Annotated in this window: 19 protein-coding genes; 17 read left to right on the top strand and 2 right to left on the bottom strand. The window is 39.8% G+C overall.

Translation table 11 applies throughout. The features are described from left to right. The 14 genes from B9T33_RS05560 (at position 1) to pyrF (ending at position 10,461) form a co-directional block, all read left to right on the top strand. A complete protein-coding gene (locus B9T33_RS05560) occupies positions 1-558 on the top strand; it encodes a type II secretion system protein (protein ID WP_086177965.1) in 558 nt (185 codons plus the stop codon). Further along, positions 548-937, top strand: coding sequence for a type II secretion system minor pseudopilin GspI (gspI, locus tag B9T33_RS05555; protein WP_086177964.1), 390 nt, complete (start codon positions 548-550; stop codon positions 935-937). Before B9T33_RS05560 ends, gspI begins: the two co-directional genes overlap by 11 nt. Continuing rightward, on the top strand, positions 924-1,592 hold the full coding sequence (gene gspJ, locus B9T33_RS05550) for a type II secretion system minor pseudopilin GspJ (RefSeq protein WP_086177963.1): 669 nt from the start codon (positions 924-926) through the stop codon (positions 1,590-1,592). Before gspI ends, gspJ begins: the two co-directional genes overlap by 14 nt. 38 nt (positions 1,593-1,630) lie before the next feature. After that, positions 1,631-2,578: a type II secretion system minor pseudopilin GspK gene (gene gspK, locus B9T33_RS05545; protein ID WP_086177962.1), complete on the top strand. Its 948-nt coding sequence runs from the start codon at positions 1,631-1,633 to the stop codon at positions 2,576-2,578. Positions 2,579-2,706: 128 nt separating this feature from the next. Continuing rightward, positions 2,707-3,303: a 6-pyruvoyl trahydropterin synthase family protein gene (locus tag B9T33_RS05540; protein WP_086178090.1), complete on the top strand. Its 597-nt coding sequence runs from the start codon at positions 2,707-2,709 to the stop codon at positions 3,301-3,303. A 34-nt stretch (positions 3,304-3,337) separates the two neighbouring features. Beyond that, positions 3,338-4,051: a uracil-DNA glycosylase gene (gene ung / locus B9T33_RS05535; RefSeq protein ID WP_086177961.1), complete on the top strand. Its 714-nt coding sequence runs from the start codon at positions 3,338-3,340 to the stop codon at positions 4,049-4,051. After that, a complete protein-coding gene (locus B9T33_RS05530) occupies positions 4,048-5,172 on the top strand; it encodes an enoyl-CoA hydratase/isomerase family protein (RefSeq protein ID WP_086177960.1) in 1,125 nt (374 codons plus the stop codon). Before ung ends, B9T33_RS05530 begins: the two co-directional genes overlap by 4 nt. A 4-nt stretch (positions 5,173-5,176) precedes the next feature. Then, complete coding sequence (tadA, locus tag B9T33_RS05525) at positions 5,177-5,728, top strand: tRNA adenosine(34) deaminase TadA (protein WP_086177959.1); 552 nt, start codon at positions 5,177-5,179, stop codon at positions 5,726-5,728. A 25-nt stretch (positions 5,729-5,753) separates the two neighbouring features. After that, positions 5,754-6,185 carry an SRPBCC family protein gene (locus B9T33_RS05520; RefSeq protein WP_086177958.1) on the top strand — a complete coding sequence of 144 codons (432 nt, stop codon included), beginning with the start codon at positions 5,754-5,756 and terminating at the stop codon, positions 6,183-6,185. 16 nt (positions 6,186-6,201) lie between these two features. Continuing rightward, a complete protein-coding gene (gene cmk / locus B9T33_RS05515) occupies positions 6,202-6,885 on the top strand; it encodes a (d)CMP kinase (protein ID WP_086177957.1) in 684 nt (227 codons plus the stop codon). 107 nt (positions 6,886-6,992) lie between these two features. Beyond that, positions 6,993-8,672, top strand: a complete 1,680-nt coding sequence (rpsA, locus tag B9T33_RS05510) for a 30S ribosomal protein S1 (RefSeq protein ID WP_086177956.1) — start codon at positions 6,993-6,995, stop codon at positions 8,670-8,672. A gap of 164 nt (positions 8,673-8,836) precedes the next feature. Beyond that, positions 8,837-9,139 carry an integration host factor subunit beta gene (locus B9T33_RS05505; RefSeq protein ID WP_086177955.1) on the top strand — a complete coding sequence of 101 codons (303 nt, stop codon included), beginning with the start codon at positions 8,837-8,839 and terminating at the stop codon, positions 9,137-9,139. Between the two features lie 24 nt (positions 9,140-9,163). Beyond that, positions 9,164-9,529 (top strand): lipopolysaccharide assembly protein LapA domain-containing protein, encoded by a 366-nt coding sequence (locus B9T33_RS05500; RefSeq protein ID WP_086177954.1) that lies wholly within the window; start codon positions 9,164-9,166, stop codon positions 9,527-9,529. 251 nt (positions 9,530-9,780) lie between these two features. Next, positions 9,781-10,461, top strand: coding sequence for an orotidine-5'-phosphate decarboxylase (gene pyrF, locus B9T33_RS05495; protein WP_086177953.1), 681 nt, complete (start codon positions 9,781-9,783; stop codon positions 10,459-10,461). 81 nt (positions 10,462-10,542) lie between these two features. Here pyrF and B9T33_RS05490 read toward each other — a convergent pair whose 3' ends face one another. Together B9T33_RS05490 and B9T33_RS05485 are read right to left on the bottom strand one after the other, a co-directional pair. Further along, positions 10,543-11,451: a lysine exporter LysO family protein gene (locus B9T33_RS05490; RefSeq protein WP_086177952.1), complete on the bottom strand. Its 909-nt coding sequence runs from the start codon at positions 11,449-11,451 to the stop codon at positions 10,543-10,545. A 49-nt stretch (positions 11,452-11,500) separates the two neighbouring features. After that, complete coding sequence (locus B9T33_RS05485) at positions 11,501-13,030, bottom strand: flavin-containing monooxygenase (protein WP_086177951.1); 1,530 nt, start codon at positions 13,028-13,030, stop codon at positions 11,501-11,503. Positions 13,031-13,188: 158 nt separating this feature from the next. Between B9T33_RS05485 and B9T33_RS05480 the strand changes: the two genes are divergently transcribed. The 3 genes from B9T33_RS05480 (at position 13,189) to B9T33_RS05470 (ending at position 18,106) form a co-directional block, all read left to right on the top strand. Beyond that, on the top strand, positions 13,189-14,196 hold the full coding sequence (locus B9T33_RS05480; RefSeq protein WP_086177950.1) for an AraC family transcriptional regulator: 1,008 nt from the start codon (positions 13,189-13,191) through the stop codon (positions 14,194-14,196). A gap of 84 nt (positions 14,197-14,280) precedes the next feature. Next, positions 14,281-15,432, top strand: coding sequence for a cell division protein ZapE (gene zapE, locus B9T33_RS05475; RefSeq protein WP_086177949.1), 1,152 nt, complete (start codon positions 14,281-14,283; stop codon positions 15,430-15,432). Between the two features lie 511 nt (positions 15,433-15,943). Next, positions 15,944-18,106: a malate synthase G gene (locus B9T33_RS05470; RefSeq protein WP_086177948.1), complete on the top strand. Its 2,163-nt coding sequence runs from the start codon at positions 15,944-15,946 to the stop codon at positions 18,104-18,106. The last annotated feature ends 35 nt before the right edge of the window (positions 18,107-18,141 follow it).

Genomic DNA, 18,141 nt, shown 5'->3' with positions numbered 1-18,141 from the left:
ATGAAAACAGCATCACCATCATCGGCTCGTGGATTCACTCTCGTAGAATTGATGGTGGTGATTGTGATTATGGGCATCATGGCGTCACTGGTACTGTTAAATATCGGTGGGGTAGATCAAAGAAAAGCCATGCAATCACGTGAAGTTTTTATCTTAGATATGAAGCGAATTTTACGTGATGCCAATGATCAATCTAGAATATTAGCCTTAGAACAAAAAAATGCAGTTGATGTAAATCAAAGTATTTATAGTGTACAAGAATATTTGCCTGAGCAAGAACGTATGCAAGCCAGCCTATTCAATCAAAATAATAAATGGCAAGACTACAAAGATTTTTCAGCTCGTACATTGCCTGAAAATGTTACTTTTTCCATTCAAGCTTTAGATCAGCAATATCAAAATGCTGAGAATACCGACTTACTCAATAATAATGCACCTAAACTGATTTGGCTTGGGAATGGTGAAGTAAAGCCTGTGCGCATTCAGTTCTATTTTGAGGAAAGACCCATTGGTAATGAAATCGAGATTGATCATCTAGGTAAAATCAATGCGGGCTAAAGGATTTACCTTACTTGAAGTAATGGTGGCGCTTGCAATCTTTTCTGTCGCTGCGATTGCCTTGACCAATGTTTCAATGCAATACACGCAAGCCACTGCACATGCCATTTTAAGAACCAAGGCCCAATATGTTGCCTTAAATGAAATTGCTTTGATGGAAATTAACCGAGAGTGGATGTCAGGAACTGCATCCAAACAAGTTACGCAGCAGGGTGAGCGTTGGCAAATTGATAAAAAAGCCCAAGCCACGATTAGTCCAAATGTCCAGCGAATTGATGTACAAATTAGTCTATTAAATGCAGATACAGGTGATGTAGAAGCAGGGATTAGTAGTTTAGTGTTCTTTAATCATAAGGTTGAAGATAATGCACGCGAATAATGAGAAAGTTCGAACCTTTGCTGCGAAAAAGAACCATATAGTCTCAGGTTTTACCTTGGTTGAGTTATTGGTTGCAATTGCGATTTTTGCGGTACTTTCAGCATTAGGTTGGAAAGTATTTGACCATATATCGAAAGTCAAAGAACGCAACGCCATACATGAAGAAAAATTGAGTGAACTACAAGAGGCTTATCAGCAAATATTGCGTGATACGATTCAAGCCGTTCCTTTAACTGCCAATATTAATGGTGATATTCAGCCTGCATTGGTGCTGCAAAATGGTCGCTTTAATTTCAGCAAGTCTGGCGTGACTGATCCGCTGAATCAAGGTATTGCACCTGATGAGCGAGTGGAGTATCAATATAAAGCCGATGAAAAGAAGCTTTATCGTTTGAAGTTTAGACATTTAAACCAAACAGGGCAGGATCAGCCAGATTCAAGTGTCTTACTCAATGATGTAGAGCAATTTAAAATTACTGTACTTAACCCAAATGAGCTGCAAAATTGGCCCGATGCTTCAATGGATCTGAATAATGATCAGGTTTTACAGCAGTTGCCACGTGGAATAAAAATAAATATAACGGTCAGCGGTACAGAATATGAATGGCTTTATAGTTTATTAAATACAGACTATTTGTTGGAAAAGAAAAATTAATGAATGACGCATATAGCTGTAAGGGTTAGGGTATTGTGATGAGAAAGCAGCGGGGTATTGCATTACTAACGATCTTAATGATGGTGGCATTAGCAACGATTGTGGCTGCTGGTATTGCCAAACAACAAGCCAATACCTCTGAAAATACTGCCTATTTGATGCGTCAAAATCAATCGATGTTATATGCCAAAAGTGCAGAAGCATTCTTTTCGGAAATGTTGGTCAATGATGCTGAAAATGCCGGACAAGTTGATCACCTGCAAGAAAGTTGGGCACAGCCTATGCCTGCATTTCCTGTAGAAGATGGTTATGTTTCTGGCGTGCTTAAAGATGAATCTGGAAAATTTAATCTGAATAGCTTAGTCAATGATGATGGTGAGGTTAACGAGAAAGCGAAACTTTGGTTTGAAAAAATCTTGCAGCGTGCAGGATTACCCGCTGAACTGAGCCAAGCCGTCATTGATTGGCAGGATGAAGATGATGAAAATGCAGGGCCAATGGGTGCGGAGTTAGCATATTATCGTGGATTGCAAAATGCAGCACTTCCACCGAATACCAAATTTCATAGTGTGGAAGAGTTGAAATCAGTACGTGGCTTTGAAGGCGGGAAATATAAACTCATCGCACCGTATGTCAGTAGCCTGCCTTCGCATGAAACCACAGTCAATATCAATACAGCGCCTGCATTTGTTTTGGCGAGTATGGATGAACGTTTAGATGTTAATGCAGTAGAGCAAGCCTTACAGCAAAAAGCAGCAAAATTTGAACATTTTGAGAATGTTGCAGATTTATGGGCAATAGAACCATTTGCTCAAGTGAGTCAAGAAAACCGAGAATCGGTGAATAATCTACTGGGTGTGCAGTCAAATTATTTTAAAGCTCAGATCGAAATCATGCTGAATGAACGTAAAAGACAATTTACTAGTGACTTGGTTCGTAAAGATAAAGACGTTTATGTGGCTTATCGCAGTATGGCGCCATTTTAGTAGTTTAAAAGCTAATTTTACTTGATCCGTTTTGCCAATTGGGCTGAACTGCAAAATTAATGCTTATTACTTTACTTTTGCTTTATAATCAATTTGAACCCATAGATTATTTGATTGCATTACGACACATGTTAATTCGTAAGTTATTTAAGTTTGAAAATGCGCATATCGTGCGTAATTGCACGTCAGACCGCTGCAAACGTTCCATTCATGGACACAGTTATAAAGTTGAATTATTGCTCAAAGCATCAAAGCTTGATCATGGGCAAATGGTTTACGACTTTGGTTTGCTAAAAGGTGTGATTAAAGACTTATTTGATAGTTTTGATCATGCTATTTGTTTTTGGCAACATGACGATGCTGAATATATCAAAGCCTGCAAGCAATTTAGCGCTCGTTGGGTTGAATTACCTGTTTCGCCGTCTGCTGAACAGTTTTCACGTATTTTCTTTTATTTGGCACAACAGGTTCTAAAATCGACTGAAACCCAAAATGGTGAAGGCGATGTAGAAGTTTATTCTGTGATCGTGCATGAGACTGACACAGGTTATGCACAAAGCTTTTTAGAAGATATAAATAATCAACAGATGGGCGTGTTACAGCTTGATCAAATTGTTTTTTCCGAGCAAGTTCAAGCTGAATGGAATGACACGCAAATGTATGACAAATTAAAGCAAGGGCAGAAATTTTTGAACCCTGCGGTTGATCTGCAAGTTAAGCTTTAAGTAAAAATATTAGATATAAAATTAGGGAACAGTAATGTCTTTAACAGAACAGCAGCAAGCAAAACTGGCAAAAGTGCAGCTTGATGCGGGCTGGAAATATGGTTTGAGTGAGTTTTTGCTCAGCCCACGCATGGATGAGTTAAAAGACTTTCTGTTGCAAGAAATACAAGCGGATAAAGTAATTTATCCACCCAATGCATTAATTTTTAATGCGCTCAATACCACACCACTCGATAATGTTAAAGTTGTGATTTTGGGTCAAGACCCGTATCACGGTCCAAACCAAGCACATGGATTAAGTTTTTCTGTGCAAAAGGGGGTTGCATTACCGCCTTCATTGCGTAATATTTTCCATGAATTGAATACCGATCTTGGTGTGTCTATTTCAAAGCATGGTGATTTAACGCGTTGGGCAGAGCAAGGTGTTTTGCTTTTAAATGCGGTATTGACTGTTGAGGCTGGGCAACCAACCTCACATCAAAAGCGTGGTTGGGAAGATTTTACCGATCATGTTATTGATGTTTTAAATGAACAGCGTGAGCATATTGTGTTTATCCTTTGGGGCGCATATGCACAACGTAAAGGACAACGTATCGATCAAAATAAACATTTGGTTCTTAAAGCAGCACATCCATCTCCATTAGCTGCGAACCGTGGTGGTTTTTTTGGTTGTAAGGTTTTTTCTAAATCAAATAATTATCTTAAACAACATGGCATTGAGCCGATCGACTGGCAGCTGGACGCATGACTTATTCTCCTGTTTCAAAAAATTATCACCCAGATCTGATTGTAGAAGAAGCGAAAAATGGCTGGCGCATTGTTCGCCTGAATCGACCAAAATCGCTTCATGCACTTGATGAATCAATTTGCACTGCTTTGCTCGAAGTTTTCAAAGATTTTGAACATGATCGTGATGTAAAAGCGATTTGGTTGGATTCCACAACACCGAAAGCATTTTGTGCAGGTGGAGATGTTCGTAAACTGCGCCAGTTGGTGGTCAATGACGAAGCAGAAACTGCGAATAAATTTTTTGAACAAGAATATGCTTTAGATCTACTCTTACATAATTATGCTAAACCTGTGTTGGTTTGGGGGGAGGGTTATGTGATGGGTGGTGGACTGGGGTTGTTTATGGCCGCACCTTTCCGTTTGGTGACACCATATTCACGCCTCGCAATGCCTGAAATCAATATCGGCTTATATCCAGATGTGGGCGCAACTCGCTTCTTGGCAGATCGTGGTGCGATTGGTCTATTCACAGGTTTAACGGGTTCAATCATGACTGCTGCTGGCGCCTATGGTATTGGCTGGGCCACTCATATCTGTGATGCGCAGCGTGATAATGTGCTGGATACAGTTCTAAATATCGATTGGGATCATTACCCAGCGGGTGATTTTCGCGCGATTGATGATACCTTAAATAGTATGCATCGACCTGTGGGGCCTGGTCCGCTGCAAAACTCGCTGGATGTGATTCAAAGTGTTTGTCGTGGTCATACGTTTGAGCATGACTATGAATCAATCATTGGTTTAAGTGATGCGCGTAGTGACTGGTTGCGCCAAGCCAGTGAAAACTTGCAAAAGGGTTCACCTGCAACGGCTGCTCTAACTTGGTTGTTATGGCAATGGGGTAAAAAGGTTCATTCTTGGAACGAAGTCTTTGAACTTGAAACTCAAATATCAGAATGGAAAATACGTCATCCCGACTTTGTGGAAGGTGTACGTGCACGCTTAGTCGATAAAGATCTTTCTCCAGCATGGAAAAAAGGTTCTGAGATGACGTTGAAAGGGATTTTGGCTGATGATCCGCCATTGACCACGATTGAAAGTTGGAATGCTTTGTTAAAGCAACACGGTGTTATTAGCTAAGTACATGTCAGACGAAATACAATTTACTGATGAACATTGGATGCAGCTTGCTTATGAGCAGGCTGTAATTGCAGCAAGTTTACAAGAAATTCCCGTCGGTGCTGTGATCGTAAGTCAAAATAAGGTTATTGGTGCTGGATATAATGCACCAATTTCTTTACAAGACCCTAGTGCCCATGCTGAAGTACAAGCCATTCGGCAAGCCTGTCAAAACATCAATAATTATCGCCTTCCCGACGATGCAATACTCTATGTCACATTAGAACCCTGTACCATGTGTGTAGGTGCTTTGGTGCATTCCAGAATTAAACGTGTGGTTTTTTCAACGACTGAACCCAAGGCGGGTTCATTGGTTAGTGCACGCCAATTATTAAATTCTGGCTATTATAATCATGTATTTAGCTTTGAGCAGGGTTGCCTACAAGAGCAGTGTTCTGCACAGTTAAGTGCCTTTTTTAAAATGAGGCGTGAACAGAAGCGACTGCTGAGGTTACAGGAAAAGTCGAACAATGCTGAACTTTCAACTGAAAATCAGTTAAAATCTTCTGACAATTAATATTGTCAAAACAGTAGGGTAGACAATGAAATCGATTCAAGTAAAAAAAGAATTTAATGCACCTGTAGAACAAGTTTTCGAACTGCTTTCTAAGCATTCAACTTACAATGTTGCCTTTGCCCCAGTACAAGTTGTGCGAGTAAAGGACTCTGCCGACCCTGAACGTCCTGATGGCGTCGGTTCAGTGCGCCGTATGGGATTTGGTCCCATAAAACCTCTGCAAGAGCAAATTACCTTGTTAGAGCCAAATCAACGCATTGAATATCAAATTATTAAGAACCCATTGGTAAAACATCATTTGGGCGTTATTCAGTTTGAAGCAATAGATTCTGCACGTACACTTGTGACTTATACGATTGAATTACAAGCGCGGGTACCATTTGTAAGTCAATTAATCCTTGCGCAACTGAAGTCAGCGATTAAAATTGGTTTTTCAAAACTTGCAAAAACCGTATAAACAAAGTGGAAAAGCAATGACAGTTCAAATCATTACAATTGATGGCCCAAGTGGGTCAGGCAAAGGTACATTAGCGGCAAAAATTGCAGCGCATTATCAATTTCATTTGCTTGATTCAGGCGCGCTGTACCGCCTATTAGGATTGTCATTGCATAAGCAAGACTTGATTGAGTCATTAGATTCATCACTAGATCAATGCGTAAAAATTGCAACAAATTTAGACATAAAATTTGTTACAGATCAGTCTGGCATTTCTGTGCTATTAGACGGTGAAGATGTTTCAAAAATTATCCGTACTGAGCGAGTCGGGGAGTTTGCTTCAAAAGTTGCTGCAATTCCTGCACTTAGAGCAGCACTGCTCGCACGTCAACATGCATTTGCTCAAGCACCAGGTTTGGTTGCAGATGGCCGTGATATGGCCACATCAGTTTTTCCACAAGCACAAGCTAAAATTTATTTGACTGCGTCGGCACAATCACGTGCGGAGCGTCGAGTAAATCAGTTGCAGGCTATGGGTGTGGATGTTAAAATAAACGACATTTTAGCTAATATCGAAGCTCGCGATAAACGAGATATGGAACGTACAGTCGCTCCGCTCAAGCCAGCTCCTGATGCGTACATCATTGATAGCTCAGATTTGACTATTGATGAAGTATTTAAGTTGATGACGAATTACATCGATCAACAATTAGCAAATTAAAGCATTTTCAGCAGAAGCATAGCTTGATCAGTTTTATACGGACTATGTAGACGCTTAATTAAACCGGCCTTGTCTGATCCAAGACCGCTGACTTTATCAGGTATATCATGACCGAATCTTTTGCAGCCCTCTTTGAAGAAAGCGAATTAAACCTCAACGTTGAAAAGGGTGCTGTCATCCAAGGCGTTGTAGTAAACATCGATTCTGACTGGGTAACAGTTGACACTGGCCTTAAATCAGAAGGTATTGTTGACCGCGCTGAATTCTTAAATGAACAACGTGAACTTGAAGTTCAAGTTGGTGACACTGTAGACGTTGTTGTTGAAGCTCTTGACAACGGTATGGGTCAAACAGTTCTTTCTCGCGAAAAAGCGAAACGTGCTGAAACTTGGACTAAACTTGAAAAAATCTTTGAAGACGGCGAAATCGTTACTGGTGTTATCTCTGGTAAGGTTAAAGGCGGTTTCACTGTTGACATCGGTCCAGTTCGTGCATTCCTTCCAGGTTCTTTAGTTGATACTCGTCCTATTCGTGATACTACTCACTTAGAAGGTAAAGAGTTAGAATTTAAAGTAATCAAACTTGACGCTAAACGTAACAACGTAGTTGTTTCACGTCGTGCTGTTATGGAAGCTGAATCTTCAGCTGACCGTGAAGCTCTTCTTGCTCAGCTTGAAGAGGGTCAAACAGTTACTGGTACTATCAAAAATCTTACTGACTACGGCGCATTCGTTGACCTTGGCGGTATTGATGGTCTTCTTCACATCACTGATATGGCTTGGAAACGCATCAAGCACCCTTCAGAAGTTGTTGAAGTTGGTCAAGAAGTTACTGTTAAAGTACTTAAATTCGACCGCGAACGTAACCGCGTATCTTTAGGCCTTAAACAATTAGGCGAAGATCCATGGTTAGCGATCATGAACCGTTACCCTAAAGGTTCTATCGTTAAAGCACGTGTTACTAACTTAACTGACTACGGTTGTTTCGCAGAAATCGCTGAAGGCGTTGAAGGTTTAGTACACGTTTCTGAAATGGACCACACTAACAAAAACATCCACCCATCTAAAGTAGTTCAGATTGGTGACGAAGTTGACGTTATGGTTCTTGAAGTTGACGAAGAACGTCGTCGTATTTCTTTAGGTATCAAACAAACTCGTGCTAACCCATGGGAAGAGTTTGCTAAAGATCACGACAAAGGTGAAAAAGTTTCAGGTACTATCAAGTCAATCACTGACTTCGGTATCTTCATCGGTTTACCTGGCGGTATCGATGGTCTAGTTCACTTGTCTGATATTTCTTGGAACGAACAAGGCGAAGAAGCTATCCGTCGTTACAAGAAAGGTGACACAGTTGAAGCGGTTATCCTTTCAGTAGACGCTGAAGGCAACCGTATCAGCCTTGGCATCAAACAAATGAACAGCGATCCGTTCAATGATTTCTTAGCTGCTAACGAACGCGGTGCGCTTGTTAAAGGTACTGTAACTGCAGTTGACGCTAAAGGCGCTACTGTTAAGTTAGCTGACGAAGTTGAAGCGACTCTTAAAGCATCTGAAATCAACCGCGACCGCGTTGAAGATGCAACTAAGTTCCTTGAAGTTGGTCAAGAAGTTGAAGCTAAAATCATCAACGTAGACCGCAAATCACGTTCTATCAACTTGTCTATCAAAGCGAAAGACGAAGCTGAAGAAAAAGAAGCAGTAGCTAACCTTAACAAGACAGCTACAGCAACTTCAGACAATGGTCCTAAGACTATTGGTGATTTGATCAAAGCTCAAATGAACCACTAATAAGTAAGTGTTTGAAATGTATTGTTAATGTAAATTAATTAATACTTTTTATACAATTACTGTAACGGTAGCGTAGTAAGTGATTATTACGCTACCGTTTTGTATTTAAACAGGTTATTATCAGAGACTGATCCTAGGTAGCTTGATAATTAAAGAGGTCGCAGATGACTACTGAAGCACTTAATAAGTCTGACTTAATAGAGCGTATTTCTCTTAAAAACCCACACTTAGCTGAACCATTAGTGGAAGAAGCTGTTAAGATTATGATTGATCAGATGATAGAAGCATTATCAACTGACAACCGTATCGAAATTCGTGGTTTTGGTAGTTTTGCTTTGCATCACCGTGAACCACGTGTAGGTCGTAACCCTAAAACTGGTAAATCAGTTGAAGTTGCAGCAAAAGCAGTACCCCATTTTAAACCAGGTAAGGCTTTGCGTGATGCGGTAAACGAATCTTCAAACTAATATTGTATAAAGTTAGGGGTGTTTATGCGTTACGTTTTAGTTGTAATCTTACTGGTTCTTTTTGGTTACTCATTGGCATTGGTTCTGCAAAATGGCACTGAACTATCTGTCGATTTGTTATTTACACAAGTACCTGCAATGCGTTTGGGACTTTTATTACTGCTTACATTAGTATTGGGCGTGGTATTAGGACTTTTACTCGCTGTACAAGTATTTCGTGTATTCCAAACCAACTGGGAAATTAAACGTCTACGTAAAGATATTGATCGCCTACGTAAAGAGCAAATTCAATCTGCTCAGTTAGCAGCGACTGAAGCTGCGGCTCATACGCGTCATGAAAAGACTGTATTGGATATTGATCCAAATGAGCGCCCTTCAAATCCTTTATAACTCGATGAGTTTAGGATAATTTTCTGTAAAATCTGTTGCAGAAATCAAATTTTTATTTTTGAACACTCTAGTTTAAAACTAGGGTGTTTTTTTATGCCTTTTTACTTTTTTAAATAAACATATCTTATATAAAATAATTAGATAGGCGTGTTTAATTTAAATGATTCAATTAACTTGAGTTTTATGACTATCTGACAAAGCTGAATGTATTTATAATGCTTTTTATTTTGTCTGAATGAAGGGTAGATCTCTTGAGTATCATTGTTGCATTAGATGCTAAAAGCCAATATGAAGCACTTACAATTGCAGAGCAATTAGACCCTGCATTATGTCGGGTAAAAGTTGGTAAAGAGTTATTTACTCATGAAGGGTCATCAGTAGTTAAAGCACTACACGACAAAGGTTTTGAAGTTTTCTTAGATTTAAAATTTCATGACATTCCAAATACCACAGCGCAAGCCGTATGTGCAGCAGCAGATATGGGGGTGTGGATGGTGAATGTCCATGCTTCAGGTGGACGTAAAATGATGGAAACCTGTGTAGAGCGCTTAAAAGGCGGAAACTATAATACTCAACTGATCGCTGTAACGGTGTTAACCTCTATGGGGCGTGAAGATTTAAGAGATATTGGTTTAGATATTGAGCCTTTTGAACAAGTTAAGCGACTTGCAACGCTAACCAAAGACAGCGGTTTAGATGGTGTGGTGTGTTCGGCACAGGAAGCAAAAATGTTGCGTGAAACTTTAGGCAATGATTTTGCATTGGTGACTCCAGGTATTCGTCCTGAAGGTTCAGCAGCAGATGATCAAAAGCGTATTGTAACGCCTAAGCAAGCGATGCAGGATGGTGCTACACATTTGGTGATTGGTCGACCTATTACCAGGTCTGAAAATATGCGTCAAACCTTAAAAGATATTTTGGCGACACTTTAATATTTACCCTCTCTCTAACTCTCTCCCGGAGGGAGAGAGGAAGTCATCTCACTTTGGGAGAAGATTCTTAGGTGAGGGCTTCTAGATAGCCGCCAATACACTGACTAAAATGGGTGCAAGTACAGAAAGGATAAAACCACTGACCATGGCATGTGGAATAAAGTCATTACCGCATGCTTGTTTTACCATCGGTAAAGTCACATCCATGGCTGTTGCTCCCGCAGAAGAAATGGCAGATCGTGGATATCGCCAACCAATAATGTACATAAATACGATGGCAAAAATTTCACGGAATAAGTCATTCATTAATGCAATACTGCCTAAATGTGCATTTTTTAATTCAGTGACTACAATTCCTGTCATTGAATAAAAACCATAGCCTTGCGACAGCATAATCAGGTCTTGAATGCTGATATTTGGTAAGAAGTAAGCAGCAATAAAAGCACCAAATAGTGAACCAACAATGCAACCTAAAGGCACAAGCAAGATTTTCCAATTCAGCCAAGATTTATCTAAAGGCGAATAGGCAAGGTCGAGTCCAATCAAAAACATAAAAACTAAAAGTAAATGCCATGTACTGATGTGTGGGTTGACGCTGAGGTGTGCGGCTAATTCTGCGAATGCATAGCCAAGTCCAAGAGCAATAAATGCATAGCTAATATTGATTAAGGAACTGGTAACCAGTTGCATTGAAACCTTGCCATGACTTGGCTGGTAGCCTAAAATTTTAAATAAGATATAGCAGCAAGCAAATGCGCCTAAAGTTGTGGCTAAAGCAATCAGTACAGCTGAAGATAGAATTTGCCAAGGCGCAGAAATAGTATGAAGTGTTTCAGAAAATTCAATTGCTATTGCAAATAAGAGAATATAAGTGAAATAAGGCAGAATTTTAAATGCCACTTTTTCAAGCCAGTGCGGGATTTTTCTTGCCATGAGAAAACCAGCTGCTAAACAGGCTAAAAGCTGGAAAATTAACCAAAAGGATTGCATACAAAAATAAGCAGATAATAAATACCTGCTTATTATGAACGTTTATGGCTTAAGCTGCATGACTAGAATTACATTTACTGAGTAATCGAAAATCTGCCGCATTCACTTTTCGAGTTGCTAACCAATATTTCCATGTATAGGTTGGCCAAAGTGCAAAGTTTTTCCCGCCATTTTGTTGGTACCAACTGACACAGCCTGACTGCCAAACCGTTCCATCTAACAGGTGTTGTACATATTCATTGTATTGGTCTTGAATATCATCTTTCACTGCTATGGCTTGAGATTTGGACTTGGAAACCAGTTGCATCATTTGCAGAATATAGTCCACTTGGGCTTCAATCATGAATACAACAGAATTATGTGCCAAAACAGTATTTGGTCCTAATAACTGAAATAAATTTGGAAAACCCTTAGTACAAACGCCATAATAACTTTCTGCGCCATCGTGCCAAACCTGTTTCAGTTCCTGTCCATGTTCGCCATAACAGGCAAAGGATTTTAGATAAATCCTTGGGTCTGTAATAAAACCAGTACCGTAAATTAAGCAATCAATTTCGCGTGATTTTCCATCTTTGGTAATAATGGCATTTTCTGTGACTTCTTGAATCGCATCTGTCACCAATTCAACATTATCGCGGTTGAAGGTGGGAAAATATTTGTTGGAAATAAGAATCCGCTTACAGCCCATAATGTAATTTGGAATCAATTTTTTGGCTAGATCGGCATCTTTAACTTGGTATTTAATATACAGTTCTGCCAGTTTTTGTGCATATTTCATCGTTACAGGTTTAACAATTGGAACTACGCGAGACTCATTGCTCCAATACAGGCGTGCACGATGAATTTTTCGATACCAGTCAAATTTTTTAAATAGTGTTTTTTCTAAATCAAAATAGCTGCGTTCATCACGTGGTATCACCCAAGCTGCAGTACGTTGAAATACATATAATCTTTTGGTTTCAGGTGCAATCTCTGGAATATATTGAATCGCACTGCCACCTGTGCCGATTGAGGCAACATTTTTACCTGCTAAATCATATTCATGATCCCATTGAGATGAGTGAAAAACTTTGCCTTTAAATTTTTCGATTCCCGGAATATTAGGTATTTGTGGTACATGTAATGGACCCGATGCAAAAATGACATATTGTGCAATGAGGGTGGTGTCTTCGCTGAGTTGAAGTTGCCATTCACAGTTGTTTTCATCGTATTTTGCTGTATGTACTTCGCAGTTAAAGCGACAGTATTGCTGTAAATTGTATTCGTGGGTGACATGCTGAATATAGCTGAAAATTTCCGGTGCTTCAGCATAGCGTTTTGACCAATCTGTTTTGGGTGCAAAAGAGAGGGAGTACATATGTGATTGAACATCACAAGCAGCGCCCGGATAGCGGTTTTCACGCCATGTACCACCAAATTCATTGGCCTTTTCTAATATTAGAAAATCGTGATTACCTTGTTGTAATAGCCGAATTGCCATAGCAATACCGCCAAAGCCGCCACCAATGATTGCAACCTGAGTACGTAGGGTGGTCGTTGTGCTTTTATTTTGTTTTGTTTGAATTTGCGCTTCTAGCATGATTGTTTTAATTCCAAGCGATATTTCATTTCTAAGCATACTTGAGTTTAATTGCTAAACAATATGATTGAGGTGACAGAAATATTGATCGAAACGGCAATTTAAATTGTGGCGAAATTATAGTAAAAAAGAAGAAATTTAATCTGTTTATATGAGTTATGAAACGATCCATTCTAAGCCTGATGTATTTAGTACAAGGTATGCGTAAAGCAGGCGTAGATGTTGATCAACGTTTGCAAACTATTGGACTGCGTGTTGATGCGCTCGATCCGACTTCAGTGATTCATCCAAGTTTAGAATGGGATGTACTGAAAGTGATTGGTAAAGACGTGGCTCCTGAACAAGGACTCTTTATTGGTCAACATTATACCTTGGCAGGATACGGGCCTTTGCTCATGCTTTTGGTGACCAGTGAAACATTACGCCATGCGCTGAATCAGGGGATTCGCTTTCAACAGTTGACACATTTAACAGGTCGCTTGAGTTTGCAACTGAGTCATCACAAAGTTGCACTGTGTTATCAGCCGCAGGACGTGTATTCGCCCTTGGGTGCATTGTTGGCACAGTCTGAAATTTCGGGCACCTATAAATTTATTCGAGACTTATACAAAATGATGGGTTTATCAACACCACAAGTGGAGATTGATCTGCCATTTTCTGAGCCAACTGAACCTGAAAAATTAAAAATTTATACAGATTATTATGGTTCTCAAGTTCGTTTTGGCGCGCCATATGCCGCATTCTGGTTTGATGAAGATGTGTTGGATATTCGAATTCCTTCAGCAGATATCATCACCTTTAGATTGTATGAGTCCAAATGTATTAGTGAACTTGAACGCTTATCTTCGGATGAAGATGCACCCTCATTATTACAACGTGTGCAAGATTATTTAGAGCTGCAAAGTGGTGCGATGCCAAGTATGGCAGCAACAGCGCAAGCTTTGAATTTACCTGAACGCACATTACGTCATCAGCTCCAGCAATTAAACACCAGTTATAAACAAATCCGAGAAGATATTATTAAAGATAAGGCATTACGTCTCATTGAATATAATGAATATTCAATTGAAATGATTGCAGAATTACTTGGCTATTCAGAACCAGCAGCATTTAATCATGCTTTTAAGCGTTGGTTTGGACATAGTCCAAGGCAATACAATAAATAGCCTAAGCTGTTTACTGCCAAAGTGTTATATCTTCAATTTTAATCTTCGTTATAATTCATTTAGCCCCAAAAAGTATCCAATGATATGTCTGACTACCAATCTCATCAAAACACAGCCTTTACCCCGATTTCACCAGCTGAGCGTTATGCCCAAGCTTTAGCATCTGGTCAGTTTTTGCCAGATCAGGAACAGGCGCAAGCAGTGCATGAGCTGGATCGTGTCTGGCAAGAATTGATTCAACGCTTTAAGGCTTCAAAAAAAGCGTTCCGACGTTTCCGTCGTCAAACTGCGCCAAAAGGTGTATACATGTGGGGCGGTGTAGGCCGTGGTAAAACATGGCTGATGGATCAGTTTTATGAATCTGTACCGTTTCGTCGTAAAACACGGATGCATTTTCATCACTTTATGCAATACGTACATCGTGAACTCAATAAATTATCAGGTCAGCGTAATCCACTCGAATTGGTTGCAGATCAAATTTATAAAGAAGCGGTGGTCATTTGTTTTGATGAATTCTTTGTATCAAACGTTACAGATGCCATGATTTTGAGTGACTTATTCCAAAAGTTATTTGCGCGCGGCATTACTCTGGTTGCAACCTCAAATATTGCACCAGATGGTTTATATAAAAATGGTATCCATCGCGATCGTTTTATTCCAACTATTGAAATGGTGAAAAAGCACTGTGTGGTATTAAACGTTGATTCAGGTGTGGATTATCGTTTACGCGTATTGAAACAAGCGCAGTTGTTTAAGTCACCGTTGACCCATGAACATAAATTATGGATTGCACAGCGTTTCACGGCCTTAACGCAGACTCAAACTCAGTCACAAGAACCAATTATCATCAATCAGCGTATTGTCGAAACCATTGGTCATACTGAAGACGTATTGTGGTGTGAATACTCAGAACTGTGCTTGAAACCGCGTAGCCCAGCTGACTTTATTGAAATTGCGAATATTTATAATACAGTTTTGGTCAGTAATGTGCCTCACATGACGGATTACTTGTCTGAAGGAACACGTCGCTTTATTTACTTGGTCGATGAATTTTATGACCGTGGTGTGAAGTTGTTGTTGACATCTGAAGATACGATTATTGAGCTTTATCAGGGTGAGAAGTTAGCATTTGAAATTGAGCGTACACGTTCGCGCTTATTGGAAATGCAATCAGATGATTATTTGCATACTTCACATCGTCAAATTAATGCACAGGAAACCAGTGTAGAAAATTAATTTTGAATTGAAGCTTTAAAAAGGGATGCAGTTTTACTGTGTCCTTTTTTATTTACAATTTTTATTTAGAAAAGATAAGTTAAACTTTGAGCAAATGGCATACATCAAAGTGTCATGCTTTTTGCTTAATTTTGTTTTTAAAATGTCGGAACGATCAATTGGGGGAAACGTTAAATTTAAACTTATTGGTTGATATTGCAGCATCGACATTCGGGCTATTTCATGGCTTAATCGATCAAATGTGTTTGAAGCTTAGGACTGTTTGTTCAGTTTTAGAACAAAATTCTGCACTTAAGTCTAATTTCGACATTTCAAAAACTTTATACACTGTAAAAAGGTATTCAGGCTGATGATGACGTTGTATTTCTGATCTTTATTATGTTGAATGATGAGGGTATTTCATTACATAGAAAATGATCATTATTTAGAAATATGATAGTACTATTCAGCAAAGTATAAATGGGTATACTAGAATCTCTTGTTATAAAAAATAGCAATATCAGGAAAGACAATGACTGCACGTATTCAAAAAGGCAAGTTAGCGATTGCTAAAGAACTTTACGATTTCATCGAAAATGAAGCACTTCCAGGCTCTGGTTTAGACAGTGAAACTTACTGGAAAAACTTTGAACAAGTCGTTGTCGATCTTAGCCCAAAGAACAAAGCACTATTGGCTAAGCGTGACGACATTCAAGCGAAGATCGATGAATGGCACCGCAACAACAAATTTGAACTCGAAGCTTACAAAGCTTTCCTTACTGAAATTGGCTACTTATTACCAGAAGTAGAAGATTTCCAAATCAGCACAGAAAATGTAGACGAAGAAATCGCATTATTGGCTGGTTCGCAATTGGTAGTACCTGTGCGTAATGCACGTTACTGCTTGAACGCGGCAAATGCTCGCTGGGGTTCGCTCTACGACGCACTTTACGGTTTCGACGTGATCTCTGAAGAAGGTGGCGCGGAAAAAGGTAAGGGCTATAACCCTGTACGTGGCGACAAAGTGATCGCATTTGCTAAAAACTTCTTAAATGAAACTTTCCCATTGGCAAATGGTTCGCATGCAGATGCAACTAAATATGCAGTTGAAGCGAAAAAACTTGTTGTAACGCTGAAAGACGGTTCTACAACAACGTTGGCAAAAGAATCGCAATTTGTTGGTTTCAATGGCGAAGAAGCTGCTCCAACAGAAATCGTACTTTTAAACAACGGCTTGCACGTTGTAATTGAAATCGATACGAACAGCCCAATTGGTAAAACTGATGCTGCTGGCGTTAAAGATTTAGTACTTGAAGCAGCTGTAACCACAATTCAAGATTTAGAAGACTCAATTGCTGCAGTTGATGCTGAAGAGAAAGTTGAAGGTTACCGCAACTGGTTAGGCTTAATGAAAGGCACGCTTTCAGAGTCTATCGAGAAAAACGGTAAAACGGTTACTCGTACATTAAACAAAGACCGTACTCACAAGAACTTAATCGGTGGTGAAACTAAACTTCACGGCCGTTCATTGATGCTCCTTCGTAACGTTGGTCACTTAATGACGAATCCAGCGATCCTTGTAGATGGTCAAGAGATCTATGAAGGCATTATGGATGCATTGGTAACTCCATTGATTACTTTTGCAGACATTAAAGGCGAAAACGAAAACAAGAACTCTCGTAAAGGTTCAATGTACATCGTTAAGCCAAAAATGCACGGTCCAGAAGAAGTTGCATTTGCAGTTGAGTTGTTTGAACGTGCTGAACAAGCACTAGGCTTACCTGCGAAAACACTTAAAATCGGTATTATGGATGAAGAACGCCGTACCTCTGTAAACTTGAAAAACTGTATCGCACAAGCAAAAGACCGTACCATCTTCATTAACACAGGTTTCATGGACCGTACTGGTGATGAAATCCATACCTTTATGGAAGCGGGTCCATTCGTTCGTAAAGGTGAAGTGAAATCACAAATCTGGTTCCCAGCTTATGAGAACCGTAACGTGATGATCGGTTTACAAGCTGGCTTACGTGGTAAAGCACAAATTGGTAAAGGCATGTGGCCAAAACCAGATATGCTTGCTGACATGTACAAAACCAAGATTGAGCATCCTGAAGCTGGCGCAAGCTGTGCATGGGTTCCGTCTCCATCTGGCGCTGTAATTCACGCGATTCACTACCACCAATGCAACGTGTCTGAGCGTCAAAAAGAATTATTGAACACTCAGCCATTATCATTAGATGACTTGTTAACTCCTCCTTTAGCGACAGACACAAACTGGACTGAAGAAGAGAAAACTAAAGAGCTTGAAAATAACCTACAGGGTATCTTGGGTTACGTAGTTCGTTGGGTTGACTTGGGTGTGGGTTGTTCTAAAGTTCCAGATATCAACAACGTTGGTTTGATGGAAGATCGTGCAACTTTACGTATTTCTTCACAGCACGTTGCAAACTGGTTACGTCACGGTATCGTTTCTGCTGAGCAAGTCGAAGAAGTGTTCAAGCGTATGGCGAAAATTGTGGATGAGCAAAATGCCAATGATCCACTGTATACGCCAATGGCGCCAAACTTTGATGGTTATGCATACCAAGCAGCTTATGACCTTGTGTTCAAAGGCGGCGAGCAGCCATCAGGTTATACAGAGCCACTACTACACGCAGCACGTTTAAAATTAAAAGGTTATACAGGTGACTAATCTGTAAACATAAAAAGCCTCTTCGGAGGCTTTTT

It is taken from the genome of Acinetobacter sp. ANC 5054 (genome assembly GCF_002135295.1).
Taxonomy (GTDB): domain Bacteria; phylum Pseudomonadota; class Gammaproteobacteria; order Pseudomonadales; family Moraxellaceae; genus Acinetobacter.
The sequence above is the reverse complement of the archived record's forward strand: the minus strand, read 5'-3'. Positions and strand labels throughout refer to the sequence as shown.